The sequence below is a fragment of the Bacteroides thetaiotaomicron VPI-5482 genome (assembly GCF_000011065.1).
GTDB classification, from domain to species: Bacteria; Bacteroidota; Bacteroidia; order Bacteroidales; family Bacteroidaceae; genus Bacteroides; species Bacteroides thetaiotaomicron.
Window position 1 is genome coordinate 2,097,527 of the sequence record NC_004663.1, and the last position, 12,880, is coordinate 2,110,406.

Consider the following 12,880-nt stretch of genomic DNA (forward strand, 5'->3'; position numbering starts at 1 on the left):
GTTTTTCTATGATATACTTTTGATAGGTTTATAACTTTTCTACTTTTGTAATCTTTCCTTTTCCTAATGTCACCACATTCACAGCTGCTGTGATAGCCGCCATTATATTACCCGGAATAGGCGCAGGACCTTGTGGCGCTTCCTTCTTCGCAGGAACCACTTCTTCGGGAGCATACTTGTTGACAAGAGTAATCAGTAACTTACCTAAATAAATCACAATCAGCAGAATAACAAATACGGTAGCCATGCCGACCACCATCAGCAGGATCGCTGTTTCGATATTTTCCATATAATAAACTATTAGTAATTCAAGTCGTTTGTCCAAAAAGCGTCCGAAAATACCAAATATTTGTGATAAAATTAATTAAGAGAGGAATAAAAAAGTATAAATCGTAAGGTTACAATAAGAAAAAACACATTATTCTTTGCATGTCTATTAAAAAGACAAAGGAAAAGCCCCTTGAGGGGCTCTTTTTATTTTAGGGAGTTATTAAAATGTTATTAATCTGATAATTAAAGAAAATGGCCTTCGTCCTTACACTTTTTATATTCACTTATCAATCTCTATTTTTCAATCATCCAATCCCCCAGTGTGCCACTTTCACTATCAAAATTAACAGCCACCTTCACCACTGGCAGTCCACATAGAGCAAAGCGTTCCGGATAATTCTTTAAATTTATCTGTTCCATAGCAACTGTCGCATTCTTATCCAGTTTCAATTCCATCACATATAATGTGGCCTCAGTACGCAACACTACATCCACACGACCACGGGAAGTACGTACTTCGACATCCACATAGTATCCCAGCAAGCTGAATATGATATAGAATACCTGCTGGTAATGACCTTCGTACTTTGTATGATCGCATTGAGGTATAGTAGACAGAAAGGTTTGCAAACGCCGTAATGCCGCGTCCATATCACCTTTACCGGATATCACGGGAAATAAAAGCCACCATGTTCGTCGCCTCACGTGTGTCATTGGTTACATAATAAGGCAACAAGCTTCGCATCAATCCCACCCTCACCTCTTTATTAGGAATATCCAACGTATATAGTTCCAATTCCTTATCGTAATCCTTGATAGTGACATAGCCGCTTTGATACAGCAATGGAGTAATGCTACTCATCGTTTCAGTGGGAGCATCAAATTCTTCGACCGCCGCCAATTTATTTCCTATTTCAGAAGGCTCTACTCCAAACTTATCCAGCATCTTTATCAGATAGGTAGGAGTGCCGCTACCAAACCAATAAGAATTAAATTTCCCATCTGCAAAAGCATTGAGCAGACTGAATGGATTATAGATGTCGGGCGATGGATAAGTGAAATGATAGCCGTCATAATTCTCTTTCAACTTAGCCAGTACTTCCTCCGCAGTAATATTCAATTTGACAGCCATCCTATCCACATCTTCTTTCATTTGGGTAAGTATCTCATTCTCCGTTATGCCACAAATGGCAGCATAAGGTTCATCCATGCTGATATTTTTGATGTTATTGAGTTCACTGAAAATGCTGAGCTGTGAGAATTTAGTGATACCTGTAAGAAACACATAGCGCAAATAAGGATCACAGGCTTTCAACGGACTATAGAAGTTACGCATAACGTCACGCAATACCCCCAAGTTCTCCCGTTCGTGTACCACATCCAGCAAAGGAGCGTCATATTCATCAATAAGGACCACGACCTTCCTGCCAGTCTGTTCATAAGCACGTTTTATCAGATTAGTCAGGCGCAAATTAGGGTCTGTACCTGCTGCATCAATCCCTAGTGTACGTTCGTGTTCTGTTAGCATGAAGTCTAAAAGATTCATCAGTTTATCTTTGTCCACGTGCTTGGCCATACTCATATCGAAGTGCAGAACCGGATACTGTATCCATTCTTTCTCCAGCTTCTCCATCGCCAATCCACGAAACAGTTCTTCACGACCGGAGAAATAGCTATGCAACGTAGAGGTTAACAATGATTTACCAAAACGACGCGGACGGCTCAGGAACATATAACTGGAAGCAGAATGCGTCATCCGGTAAACGTATTCTGTCTTATCTACATAGAGGAAATTTCCCTCACGAATCTTAGAAAATGTCTGTATCCCTATAGGATATAATCTCTGCAAATCTTCCATAACAACTTTCTTTTTCACAAAGCTACTAAAAAATTCCAATATTCAAATGTCATTCTTCTCCTTCTTATATCGAATATAAAGTTTTGCCCACTCATTCACTTTCTCCAAAAACTCTTCTTCGGTGCGAGTCCTATAATAATATTCAAGAATACGCTCATAATGAATCAGAGCTTTTTCTTCCCCTTTTTTACCTTTTGGTAAGTAGCAGGTCCCATATGTATCTCTTGACACATTTTTGAAAGATTCACATGTGCTACTTTAAGCACCTTTTCAATAAACTCACCGAGTTTAGGATGCACGATTTTATTTTCCATTTTTCTTATTATTAGTTAAAAACACGTCTTATATATTAAACATTTTCACACTACTTCAGACATATCTGAACTCGACTTATTTTATTTGTCTTACTTTCGCACCATGCTTTGAAAGTCAAAGTCATTTATTAAACGTCCTAATAGAAGTATTCTATGCAAAACTTTTTCAGAATGTCTTATTTCATGCCCCCGATTGCTCCCATCAGGAACGAACAAGGACAAACCGTTACACCCGCCACTCTCACTCCCTTCTGCGAAGTCTCAGTAGAGCAAGTATATCAGATGATCACCTGCAATGAAAATCTCAAAGCACTGACCGAACAGGTGCGCAGCGCCGAAGATATACGAATGGCGAAAACATCCTTGCTGCCATACGTGACTCCGTGCGGCACATTCATCCGCCGGAACAGTAAATTCTTCGCATCTCCTTCCGGACTCGTAGTGGTAGATATAGATAACCTCGACTCCTATCAGAAAGCCGTAGAAATGCGTCGTACACTGTTCGACGATCCTTTTCTCCACCCTGTACTCGCATTTATCAGTCCCAGCAACCGGGGTGTGAAAACATTCGTACCTTACAGCAACCTGTACACAGACGATCAGAGCCGTAATGTAAGAGAGAGTATGAGCTGGGCAATGGAATACGTAGAAATGACCTACGGATCAGAAATGAACAACTCCATCGAAACAGTTCAAAAAGCCGTAGACACCTCCGGCAAAGACATCGTAAGAGCCTGCTTCCTCAGCCATGACCCACAAGCACTATTCAGAGAATATTAAATTATAATCACGAATGATCAAACTTCAATTGTCAATTATCATTTGTCAATTGTCAATTATCAAAAAATGACCGATATTGAATCTTTACGCCTCCTCACCGAAGCAGTCGAAACAGCAGGTGCCGACATTGCACCCACTTACGCCGAGTACGTACAATTAGCATTCGCCATCGCAACGGACTGTGGTGAAGCAGGACGGGAGTTTTTTCATCGCCTGTGCCGGATTTCCGCCAAGTATCAATCCGCCCATGCCGAACGAATGTTTTCCAATGCACTCACGAAACAGCAGGGAGCAATACATCTCGGAACGGCATTTCACCTCGCTGAATCGACAGGAGTAAAAATCTGCAGGGAAGACCGGAAGGAAGTTATGAACAACCGGACGGGTACAGTAGGTACAGAAAGTTCACCGCACAATTTTTCCACACACGCGCACGTATATAATAAAGTAGAAGAAGAAAAGAGTGAATCAGAAGAACTGCTGGAAGGCAGCGACCCGCATCACCCATTACCTACTTTCACCTTAGAAGACTGGCCGAAGCTACTGCTACGTATCATAAGTTATGGCACTACCGCCACTCAAAAAGACGTACTCTTGCTCGGAGCATTGACTGCCCTGGGTGCCACCATGGAACGATACGTGAGATGTCATTATGCCGGCAAATACCAATCGCCCTGCATGCAATCCTTCATTGTAGCTCCGGCAGCCTCGGGCAAGGGAGTACTATCACTCATCCGCCTGCTCGTTATGCCTATCCACGATGATATCCGCCAACAAGTTGAAAAAGAGATGAATGTCTACAAAAAGGCAAAAGTCGCCTACGAAATGATGGGCAAAGAGCGTGCCAAAGCGGAAATCCCCGAAATACCTTTAAACAGAATGTTCCTCATCTCCGGCAACAATACCGGTACCGGTATCCTTCAAAATATTATGGATAACAACGGAACAGGCCTCATCTGCGAAACCGAGGCGGATACGATCTCTACCGCCATCGGTTCGGAATACGGTCACTGGAGTGAGACGCTTCGCAGAGCATTCGACCATGACTGGTTAGCATACAACCGACGTACCAATCAGGAGTACCGGGAAAACAAGAAAAGTTACCTCTCTCTCTTGCTTTCGGGGACACCCGCACAGGTGAAACCACTCATTCCTTCAGTAGAGAACGGACTTTTTTCACGCCAGCTGTTCTATTATATGCACGGTATCTATCAATGGATCAATCAGTTTGACGAGAACGAAACGGACCTGGAAGCCATCTTCACCTCCATTGGTCTGGAATGGAAAAAGCTCTTGAACTTACTCAAGGAACATGGTCTCCACACACTCCGGCTCACGGATGAACAGAAACAGGAGTTCAATGATCTCTTTTCCGAACTGTTCACCCGGTCAACGATTGCCAATGGCAGAGAAATGAACAGTTCCATCGCCCGAATGGCTGTCAACATCTGCCGTATCATGTCAGTAGTGGCCATGCTTCGTGCTCTTGAAAATCCTCAGCCGTATCAATACCAGGCATCTTCTCATCCCCTGCTTACACCGGACAAGGAAATCGCCACTGATAATATCAAAGACGGTATCATTACCCGGTGGGATATGACGATCACTCCCAAAGATTTTAAGGCTGTGTTGAACCTTGTGAAACCACTCTATCAGCATGCCACGCATATCTTGTCTTTCCTTCCTCCTTCAGAAGTCAGCCATAGGGCCAATGCCGACCGTGACGCATTCTTTGAGGCACTGGGTATCCAATTTACCCGTGCACAGTTGTTGGAGCAGGCTACGACTATGGGAATCAAGCCCAACACTGCCCTCACCTGGCTGAAACGACTGGTAAAACAGGGACTGATTGTCAATCTTGACGGTAAAGGTACTTACGCGCACGCACGCGTGTGCGTGTGTTAGGGAAGGGCCGGAAAAGTGTACCTACTGTACCTGTTGATAACATCGTCTTTTATCGTTTCTTTATGAAAATCAGAGTATAGCGTTTTGTATTGGCTAAAGCTATGCTTTACGACTTCTAAAGCGGTGCTTTATGGCCTCTAAAGCTTAGCTTTAGCTAATACAAAACGCCCCTCGCAGTCTACAACACTTATTACCTGTTACCTAATACTTATTACCTGCTCATGGTTCTCCCAATGCATCCACAATCACCCTTACCTCCAGCGGAGTGTAAGAACGGTGCTGCGGCTGATAACCTAAATCGGACAGGCGTTCCTGAAGACCGGGACAGCGGACAATCCATTTATTCATTTTGCGGTAAGCGGCAATGCCAGTAAGTTCGGGAGAATAAAGCTGTGCCAGTTCCATACGACCATAAGCACGTATTTTGAATTCTATCATGACAAATAAGTTTCTGTTTTACTGTCACAAAAGTAACAAAATATATTCACATTACCTACGTTTTATCAGGGAATAACAGACTATAACTGACAACAATTGCACATTACCGACTCTCACTGTACACAACCGATTCTTCCGAGTTACAGCATACTATCTTTGTGTCATCGAAAGGGAGAAATCCTCACGAAAGTATGTTTAACTCTTTAAAATTATTATTTTATGATTCGTTACAAAATTTATCAGAACCAACAGAAAAAAGGCTTGAATGCCGGCAAATGGTTCGCCCGGGCGGTAAGCGACGAGACATTCGACCTTGCCAAACTTGCCGAACACATGTCGAAACACAATTCACCGTATTCCAGTGGGGTGATCAAAGGCGTGCTCACTGATATGGTGGACTGCATCAAGGAACTGCTGCTCGACGGCAAAAGTGTGAAAATTGATGATCTAGCCATCTTCGGTGTAGGAATCCGCAGCAAGGCTGCCGAAACGCTGGAAGAGTTCTCGCTGGAGAAGAACATCACAGGTATGCGGCTCAAAGCACGTGCCACTGGAAACTTATCAACGACCAATCTGAAGCTCGACAGCCAATTGAAGCAGCAGGCGGAGTATCAGAAACCGACAACGCCCGGAGGAGGAGGTTCCGGTTCAGGCAACACTCCCGATCCAAAACCTAATCCGGACGAAGGAGACGAAGAAGCACCGGACCCGACTGTTTAAGTCATAACCTGAACCCCGCAAAGTCTTTAGCTTATCACGGCTAAAGACTCATTAAAAATCAATATTTTTTTCATTTAAAATCAAAACCTATGAGTAATTCATCATCACGATCCGTATGGAGTTTCATTATCAAAGTAATCATCACTGTCGCTACTGCTGTAGGTGGTTTGATAGGAGTACAAAGCTGTATGTAAACTTATGCGGACCATCACACTGATTATCATTCATTGCAGTGCCACGCCAGAGGGAAAATCCCTCTCGGCGGAGGCTTGCCGACAGGATCATATCCGACATCGGGGATTCCGTGACATCGGTTACCATTTCTACATCACACGTGATGGGGAAATACATCCGGGACGACCGTTAGAAAAGGTCGGAGCACATTGCCGGAATCATAACGCACATTCTATAGGAATCTGTTACGAAGGAGGACTGGATGCTGACGGACGGACTAAGGATACACGTACGCTAGAGCAACGGGGATCGTTGTTAGCCTTAATTCGTGAGTTACGAAAGAGGTTTCCAAAAGCGTTGATAGTAGGGCATCATGATTTGAATCCGATGAAAGAATGTCCGTGTTTTCGGTGTGTAGAGGAATATAAGGAGTTGTAAAAGAGGAGGTCAATCACACTTATCAAACTCATCAATGATTTGTTCCAGTATTTCTTTCAATTGGGGCAAATCATTTTTGATTTGTTTTCTACACATAGATCCCGTCTTTATTTATACAGTTTCTCAACAATTCATCCATGTTATTCCGCAATCTAACTACATCTACAGGACATTTAAACAGTTTTTCCAATTCTTCCTTAATATGAACTAAAGTAAATATAGAAGGCCTATCTATCTCCACGCATATATCAACATCACTACCGTCATGTTGCTCACCACGAGCTACTGAGCCAAATATTCCCATACGAGATATACCATATTTAACAGCATTCTCCCGCATGTATTTACGAAGAAGGGATAGATATTCTATAGTACTTAACATAATAGATACTTTTAGTCTATTACAAAGAAAGAAATTTTCCTTCAATAATCAAAGAGATATTGCTTTTTTCTGCCCATTACCAACTTCTTCGTATTCAACAACGGTGTTTCACTATAAATACAACAATTTTCTCTGCTAAAACTTCTTGCCAAAACAAATATTTATAAATGTCTTCACCAAGATCTTAAAATCAAACCACCATGAGCGATGCTGCAAATAAAACAAATCATAGCGAAGACGACGCAACATTTTATCCATCGTATCCGTGTACCCATTGTATAACGTAGCATACGAAGTAACACCCGGTCGTATCTGATACAAAAATACGTAACGAGCATCGTGTTCCATTATTTGATCAATGAAATACTTACGCTCCGGACGTGGACCAATAAAAGCCATCTGCCCGCAGAAGACATTCCAAAGTTGCGGCAATTCATCCAAATGATGTTCACGCAAAAACTTACCCACTTTAGTCAATCGTTTATCTTTCCCACCCCTATATAGCGCAGGACCCATTTTTTCCGCATCCAAACGCATACTGCGGAACTTATAAATATAAAACGGACGGCCGAAACGACCGATACGTTCCTGTTTGAAAATAGCCGGACCACCATCTTCACGTTTCACAGCTATATAACAGATTAAAAATAAAGGAGAAAAAATAATCAGTAATATGCCCGCAATAATGCAATCCCCAATTCGCTTTACATTGCGCTCAAAAGCATTCATTCCGTCGGGAATAAAAGTTGTTTGTTGTTCCATAAATTATTAATTATAGTTTGGTTAAAGACTATTTTCTCAGAGCTTTTTTATACAAGATAGCTCGTAAAGTGTTGGGCATCATCCTAGTAATCACCCGTATAAAGACATTATAGAGATATTCAGAGGAAGTTATGAATCCTAAATTTCTTAGTTGATTTTGAAAACGTAGTTCCGTTGTCACATATTTTAAACCGCCTCTCCGTTTAAACATAGCCGGTGAAAAGCGAAAATATAATAAGCTCTCTTGGATATTGTAAAATTTAGCACCGTTCTGTAGCATACGTATCCACAGATAGTAATCCTCAAAAAGAGGGAAATGCTGATATCCACCTGCTGCTAATACAGCTTGCTTACGAAACATAATTACCGGATGATTTTCCGGATTACGCTTCTTTGCAAATTGACAAATATCATCATGAACCTCAGGTAACTTTCTTGTAGAAATAATATTTGAAGTAGTTTCTTCAAACTCATCGATCCATGCTCCTACTACATCTAATTCCGGATGCTCTTGAAAAACCCTTATTTGTTTCTCAAAACGATCAGGTTTGGCAATATCATCTGTATCCATTCGGGCAACTAGATCGTAGGAGCAATGCTTTAAGCCTTCATTCAGTGCTTTACCAAGTCCTTGATTAACAGGCAAAGAAATCACTTTCAAAATAGGATATTTTTGAGAATACTCTTTGACAATACAATTTAAATCATCTGTCAAAATCCCATCTTTGACTAAAACAACCTCTGCAGGTAAAAGAGTCTGATATAAAATACTATCTAAGCTCTTTTTAAAATAAGAAATACTTTCATTATAATATACAGAAATAAGTACTGAAAATATTAATTTTGACATTTTGATAAATTTACATATGGATACAATATCCAAAGAAACAGATATTGATAAAATTAGGATATATTACTCTCAGAACATCCAATTAGATCACAGAAAAGACAAATTGAATTACACTCATCTACCAAACGTTATAATCCCTTAAATAACAAATGAATACTGGTAAGGAATAAACTGATATTCATACTTTCCACCTAACGGAACTGGTGTATAAAGCGTCTTAGTAAACATCAACATCGCATATACAACAATGCAAGCAAATGCTATTGTTTTATTAACTTTTCCAATAAAGATTTTATGCAAAACGTAAGGTAATATAAATAGTAAAGTCATATTAGTAACGCTCACTAACCGTTCTACAAAAACCGCATATGCATTAAAAAAACAACTCAATATAAAACTATAAAGTAATAAGTTTACAAAAATCTTCAAATGATTAGATATATCATTATAGACGGAACGCATTCCAAAATAAAGAAACAAAAAAAGGAACAAATTAACAATCATCCCTACAGAAAAACCATAAGAAGCATCAACATTCCGTCCATAAAAATCTAGAATATAATAGTTTACAAATTCCCCAAAAACAGGTATTTTAGTACCCAATAACAGTATTTTTTGTGATACTCCCAACATTACAAAAATCAATGATATAAAAATAAGAGTAACAACACTCTTCTGCATATAACATCTATTCAACAAGAAATAAAATGGGAAAAAGGCCAACGCAGCAAGTTGAAAGCCTGCAGCTATCAAAAGAAAAAAAACAAACTTCTTCAAAGAACATTCCTTTATATATGAAAAAGCTAGCCACACAAATGAAGCCATAATCCCGTGGCGAACTATATTTAGCTGGAACTGACAGAAAAACAAACAAAAATATAAAAGAATTGGCAAATAAATATATCCACATCCAATTCGTCTAATAACTATAAATAATACGACAAACGATATCAATGACAATATTATAAAAAAACACGCATAACTTAAACCTAGAGTTTTACATAAACTCCCTAAAATCCAAAAAAGAGGTTCCATGAGAATTCTATATTCTGGATCTAGAAGCGACGGAATCTGCCTGTTGTAAATAATTACATATGTCTCCCAATCAGCCCCTATATTATAACGAAATCCCACCATACATGCTATAAATAGAATCACGCATCTTAATAATACCAAGGACTGTCTAGCGGAAATAAGTTCTACATAACTAAAAAGAAAAAGAATAAAGAAAACAACCCAATAAATCAACATCTTTAAATTTGAATATAACTATTTACAACTAAGGACTCACTATTTTGAGCATATTTTCTAAAAATAATATCATTAAAAGCCAAATTATTACGATTGGAAATAATCTTATTGTTATTACCAAGCAGTGTCGCATAAAACATCAAACTAGACTCTGTCCCAAACACACAAAGATTCTCAACAGATAAAAGGATCTGTTCAAAAGGTTCATCATTTGGAATAAGAGTCCAAGTTTTTCCATGTTGTTCTAACAGACCAACCAAAGTATTCACAACACTAGAAGCCTGATAAGGATGTGCTTTAATAAACACATGCGAATCCGAAATATAATTAAACAACAGATTCATGCTTGCATAGAATTTCTCAGGAGTTGCCAAACGATATTCTACAATTGGACTTAAAACCAAAACAGAAGCACCTGAAGGAATAGATGTGAAAAAAGTCTCTTCCTTAATCCAAGAAACCAAAGAAACATTCTCCCTTAATACATTATATTTATTATTAAGTAAATAATATTTAGGTTGAAACCGACTCTTTTTATAAGGTTTCAAAAACGGATAATTTAATTGTACACGACGACAAAAAATATTATATACCTTAAATAATAATTCTACTAGTAACGGAAATTTATTAGGAGATGCCTTGTAAAGTTGGTCTTTATAATAAGCAAGGCCCTCCTCCATAAAATGATATCCTACACATGAATGATGTGTGATGAGTAATTGAAATATAGGAGTAGTTAATTGGGGAATATATACAGTAAAACTATCAGCAATCAAGCAGGATATATAGCAATCAAAACTTTTAATAATCCTCCTCAAATTTAATATAGTTTTAATTTTCATCGGATAAAACTTATTCATCCAAAATGAAATATCTTCAATTTCTATATCAATATTATTATGATATTTATTAGCATAGTTCCGATCAATCAAATAAACAACATTATGGCAATCTAAATTTTCTTTTGCTATAATAGCTTTTGCCATATAATACGAAGTACTACTATGTATCCAAAAGACATATTTCATATAGCGTTCAAAATATTAGCATAAGATTCAATCATTGAATCAAGCGTAAATTTCTGTTGATATAGTTCATAAGAGAGTTTACCCATTGCACTCCAATTATAAGATTCAATATGACACAAGATATCATATATATCTTCAAGACATGGCGAAATTACAATTCCATTGATCCCGGAAAAAACCATTTCCGGAATACCTGCAATATTAGTAGATATAATAGGAAGTCCTGCTCGCATAGCCTCCAAAATAGAAATAGGGAATCCTTCATCTCTACTAGGTAACATAAAAATATCACTCCTCAACAAATAATTTTCTACTTGATTCGAAACACCTATAAAATCTATATATTTAGAGATTCCTTTCTCAAAACACAACTTTTCTAATTCCCCCCTTAATGTACCATCACCTACAATGGTAAAATGCACTTTCTCTCTTTGAACAGGAGACATCTTCACAAGAGCTTCAACAATCATATCTTGCCCTTTACGTTTTGAAACAGATCCCACACAGCAGATTTCAAGTGGCCCTAGATGTTTTTCCGGACATATATGCATTTCTTTGCTCAAAATGCCATTATAAACAAATCCTACTTTTTCAATAGGAATATCTGGATGTAATTGTACAAAAGTATCTTTAGGATTCTCAGCAACAAACAACACCTTATCCACTTCAGATAAAACCTTCCTTTCAATGTATAATAATATACTATAAAGCCTTGATTTATTAAGCACAGGATAATATTGTCTAAGCATATTAAAAGTATCACCATTATTGTGTAATACCAACACGGTTTTTTGTCTTCTAGATCGATACTTCAAATAGTAATAACATGTAAAAATATCATGTATAAACAAGATTCTCGATTCCTCAAGCCCTTGATCAAAATAATATTTAACAATCTTACGAGCATGCCGCAAATATATTGCATAAATAGAAATGAATGCTAGTATAGAATTTGCATTAGCATTCTTTTTAATAAAGTACCGTAATCCTTTCCGTTGATTTATAGCTGCTATATTTTCAAATGACTTTAACACAATCAAATCCATTGAATAAACCGAAAGCTGAATACCGTATTCTTCAAATTTTGAAGTAGATTCAGCTAAAGTCCTAAGAACAGAACTAGCCCCATTAGGAGCCTTAAGCCATCCACCATGAATTATATCTACCTTTTTCATCTTTTACAACAACTATTGAATCACAGCAATAAAATCTTCCAAATTTATACCAAGAACTTTTTCAACAAATTCTCTAAAAACACCTTCACCACCTCTTTTTTCTAAGAATATAGTAGACAATCTACGAATATAAAATGGAGCACTTGCAGGTACTCCAGCTATACCTACACGCTTAAGTAATTTAGCATCGTTCAAATCATCCCCTATATAGGCCACCTGCTCCAAATTAATCCCTAATTCATTGCATAATTCTTCTGCAGCAGACAATTTATCCACTACTCCTTGAAATAAATAATCAACTTTTAACTTCTCTGCTCTTCGTCGCACTATCTCAGTTTTTTCACCTGTTAAAATACCCACAGGAATACCTTTATTATGTGCCCAAAAAATACCAGCACTATCAGATGTATTGAATTTTTTCCATTCATTACCTGTTTGATCATAAAACATTCCGCCATCAGTCCAAACGCCATCAATATCTGTAAGTATAAGCTTTATCTCTTTCATTTTTTTAGTATTTTACCCTTATTTATTA

General features: G+C 38.2%; 15 protein-coding genes and 1 pseudogene. 5 read left to right on the top strand and 11 right to left on the bottom strand.

The features are described from left to right. Positions 1-28 precede the first annotated feature (28 nt). The 3 genes and pseudogenes from BT_RS08615 to BT_RS24345 all read right to left on the bottom strand — a co-directional run bounded on the left by BT_RS08615 (position 29) and on the right by BT_RS24345 (position 2,442). Positions 29-289 carry an OadG family protein gene (locus BT_RS08615; RefSeq protein WP_008763353.1) on the bottom strand — a complete coding sequence of 87 codons (261 nt, stop codon included), beginning with the start codon at positions 287-289 and terminating at the stop codon, positions 29-31. A gap of 275 nt (positions 290-564) precedes the next feature. Beyond that, positions 565-2,128, bottom strand: a pseudogene (locus tag BT_RS08620) (ATP-binding protein). A 164-nt stretch (positions 2,129-2,292) separates the two neighbouring features. Next, the gene (locus tag BT_RS24345; RefSeq protein ID WP_008767835.1) at positions 2,293-2,442 is read right to left on the bottom strand and encodes a hypothetical protein; all 150 of its coding nucleotides are present in this window, start codon (positions 2,440-2,442) and stop codon (positions 2,293-2,295) included. A 153-nt stretch (positions 2,443-2,595) separates the two neighbouring features. Here BT_RS24345 and BT_RS08625 point away from each other — a divergent pair, with 153 nt between their 5' ends. After that, positions 2,596-3,222, top strand: coding sequence for a BT4734/BF3469 family protein (locus BT_RS08625; RefSeq protein WP_008767834.1), 627 nt, complete (start codon positions 2,596-2,598; stop codon positions 3,220-3,222). A gap of 66 nt (positions 3,223-3,288) precedes the next feature. Further along, positions 3,289-5,127: a DUF3987 domain-containing protein gene (locus BT_RS08630; protein WP_011107945.1), complete on the top strand. Its 1,839-nt coding sequence runs from the start codon at positions 3,289-3,291 to the stop codon at positions 5,125-5,127. A gap of 219 nt (positions 5,128-5,346) precedes the next feature. On the opposite strand, the gene BT_RS08635 is transcribed toward BT_RS08630, so the two are convergent. Then, entirely contained in the window at positions 5,347-5,565 is a 219-nt protein-coding gene (locus BT_RS08635) for a DUF4248 domain-containing protein (RefSeq protein ID WP_008763347.1), read from the bottom strand. Between the two features lie 219 nt (positions 5,566-5,784). Between BT_RS08635 and BT_RS08640 the strand changes: the two genes are divergently transcribed. The 3 genes from BT_RS08640 (at position 5,785) to BT_RS08650 (ending at position 6,897) form a co-directional block, all read left to right on the top strand. After that, positions 5,785-6,285 (top strand): DNA-binding protein, encoded by a 501-nt coding sequence (locus BT_RS08640; RefSeq protein ID WP_011107946.1) that lies wholly within the window; start codon positions 5,785-5,787, stop codon positions 6,283-6,285. A gap of 89 nt (positions 6,286-6,374) precedes the next feature. Beyond that, positions 6,375-6,479 carry a smalltalk protein gene (locus tag BT_RS08645; RefSeq protein ID WP_008767884.1) on the top strand — a complete coding sequence of 35 codons (105 nt, stop codon included), beginning with the start codon at positions 6,375-6,377 and terminating at the stop codon, positions 6,477-6,479. Between the two features lie 4 nt (positions 6,480-6,483). Further along, positions 6,484-6,897 (top strand): N-acetylmuramoyl-L-alanine amidase, encoded by a 414-nt coding sequence (locus tag BT_RS08650; RefSeq protein ID WP_008767830.1) that lies wholly within the window; start codon positions 6,484-6,486, stop codon positions 6,895-6,897. An 88-nt stretch (positions 6,898-6,985) separates the two neighbouring features. Here BT_RS08650 and BT_RS08655 read toward each other — a convergent pair whose 3' ends face one another. The 7 genes from BT_RS08655 to BT_RS08685 form a co-directional block, all read right to left on the bottom strand. Further along, complete coding sequence (locus tag BT_RS08655; RefSeq protein ID WP_008767829.1) at positions 6,986-7,279, bottom strand: nucleotidyltransferase family protein; 294 nt, start codon at positions 7,277-7,279, stop codon at positions 6,986-6,988. Positions 7,280-7,414: 135 nt separating this feature from the next. Beyond that, the gene (locus BT_RS08660) at positions 7,415-8,041 is read right to left on the bottom strand and encodes a sugar transferase (protein ID WP_011107947.1); all 627 of its coding nucleotides are present in this window, start codon (positions 8,039-8,041) and stop codon (positions 7,415-7,417) included. 28 nt (positions 8,042-8,069) lie between these two features. Beyond that, positions 8,070-8,891 carry a glycosyltransferase family 2 protein gene (locus tag BT_RS08665; protein WP_011107948.1) on the bottom strand — a complete coding sequence of 274 codons (822 nt, stop codon included), beginning with the start codon at positions 8,889-8,891 and terminating at the stop codon, positions 8,070-8,072. A gap of 138 nt (positions 8,892-9,029) precedes the next feature. Beyond that, positions 9,030-10,142 carry an EpsG family protein gene (locus tag BT_RS08670; protein WP_011107949.1) on the bottom strand — a complete coding sequence of 371 codons (1,113 nt, stop codon included), beginning with the start codon at positions 10,140-10,142 and terminating at the stop codon, positions 9,030-9,032. Positions 10,143-10,144: 2 nt separating this feature from the next. Further along, complete coding sequence (locus BT_RS08675; protein WP_229084347.1) at positions 10,145-11,128, bottom strand: alpha-2,8-polysialyltransferase family protein; 984 nt, start codon at positions 11,126-11,128, stop codon at positions 10,145-10,147. 38 nt (positions 11,129-11,166) lie between these two features. Then, the gene (locus BT_RS08680) at positions 11,167-12,345 is read right to left on the bottom strand and encodes a glycosyltransferase family 4 protein (RefSeq protein ID WP_008767823.1); all 1,179 of its coding nucleotides are present in this window, start codon (positions 12,343-12,345) and stop codon (positions 11,167-11,169) included. A gap of 12 nt (positions 12,346-12,357) precedes the next feature. Continuing rightward, complete coding sequence (locus BT_RS08685; RefSeq protein ID WP_008767822.1) at positions 12,358-12,852, bottom strand: KdsC family phosphatase; 495 nt, start codon at positions 12,850-12,852, stop codon at positions 12,358-12,360. Positions 12,853-12,880: the final 28 nt, after the last annotated feature.

Coding starts and splice junctions, on each gene's coding strand:
- BT_RS08675 (WP_229084347.1), bottom strand. CDS start 11,128: ATGGCAAAAGCTATTATAGCAAAAGAAAATTTAGATTGCCATAATGTT.
- BT_RS08665 (WP_011107948.1), bottom strand. CDS start 8,891: ATGTCAAAATTAATATTTTCAGTACTTATTTCTGTATATTATAATGAA.
- BT_RS08645 (WP_008767884.1), top strand. CDS start 6,375: ATGAGTAATTCATCATCACGATCCGTATGGAGTTTCATTATCAAAGTA.
- BT_RS08635 (WP_008763347.1), bottom strand. CDS start 5,565: ATGATAGAATTCAAAATACGTGCTTATGGTCGTATGGAACTGGCACAG.
- BT_RS08630 (WP_011107945.1), top strand. CDS start 3,289: ATGACCGATATTGAATCTTTACGCCTCCTCACCGAAGCAGTCGAAACA.
- BT_RS08615 (WP_008763353.1), bottom strand. CDS start 289: ATGGAAAATATCGAAACAGCGATCCTGCTGATGGTGGTCGGCATGGCT.
- BT_RS08670 (WP_011107949.1), bottom strand. CDS start 10,142: ATGTTGATTTATTGGGTTGTTTTCTTTATTCTTTTTCTTTTTAGTTAT.
- BT_RS08625 (WP_008767834.1), top strand. CDS start 2,596: ATGCAAAACTTTTTCAGAATGTCTTATTTCATGCCCCCGATTGCTCCC.
- BT_RS24345 (WP_008767835.1), bottom strand. CDS start 2,442: ATGGAAAATAAAATCGTGCATCCTAAACTCGGTGAGTTTATTGAAAAG.
- BT_RS08660 (WP_011107947.1), bottom strand. CDS start 8,041: ATGGAACAACAAACAACTTTTATTCCCGACGGAATGAATGCTTTTGAG.
- BT_RS08655 (WP_008767829.1), bottom strand. CDS start 7,279: ATGTTAAGTACTATAGAATATCTATCCCTTCTTCGTAAATACATGCGG.
- BT_RS08640 (WP_011107946.1), top strand. CDS start 5,785: ATGATTCGTTACAAAATTTATCAGAACCAACAGAAAAAAGGCTTGAAT.
- BT_RS08680 (WP_008767823.1), bottom strand. CDS start 12,345: ATGAAAAAGGTAGATATAATTCATGGTGGATGGCTTAAGGCTCCTAAT.
- BT_RS08685 (WP_008767822.1), bottom strand. CDS start 12,852: ATGAAAGAGATAAAGCTTATACTTACAGATATTGATGGCGTTTGGACT.
- BT_RS08650 (WP_008767830.1), top strand. CDS start 6,484: ATGCGGACCATCACACTGATTATCATTCATTGCAGTGCCACGCCAGAG.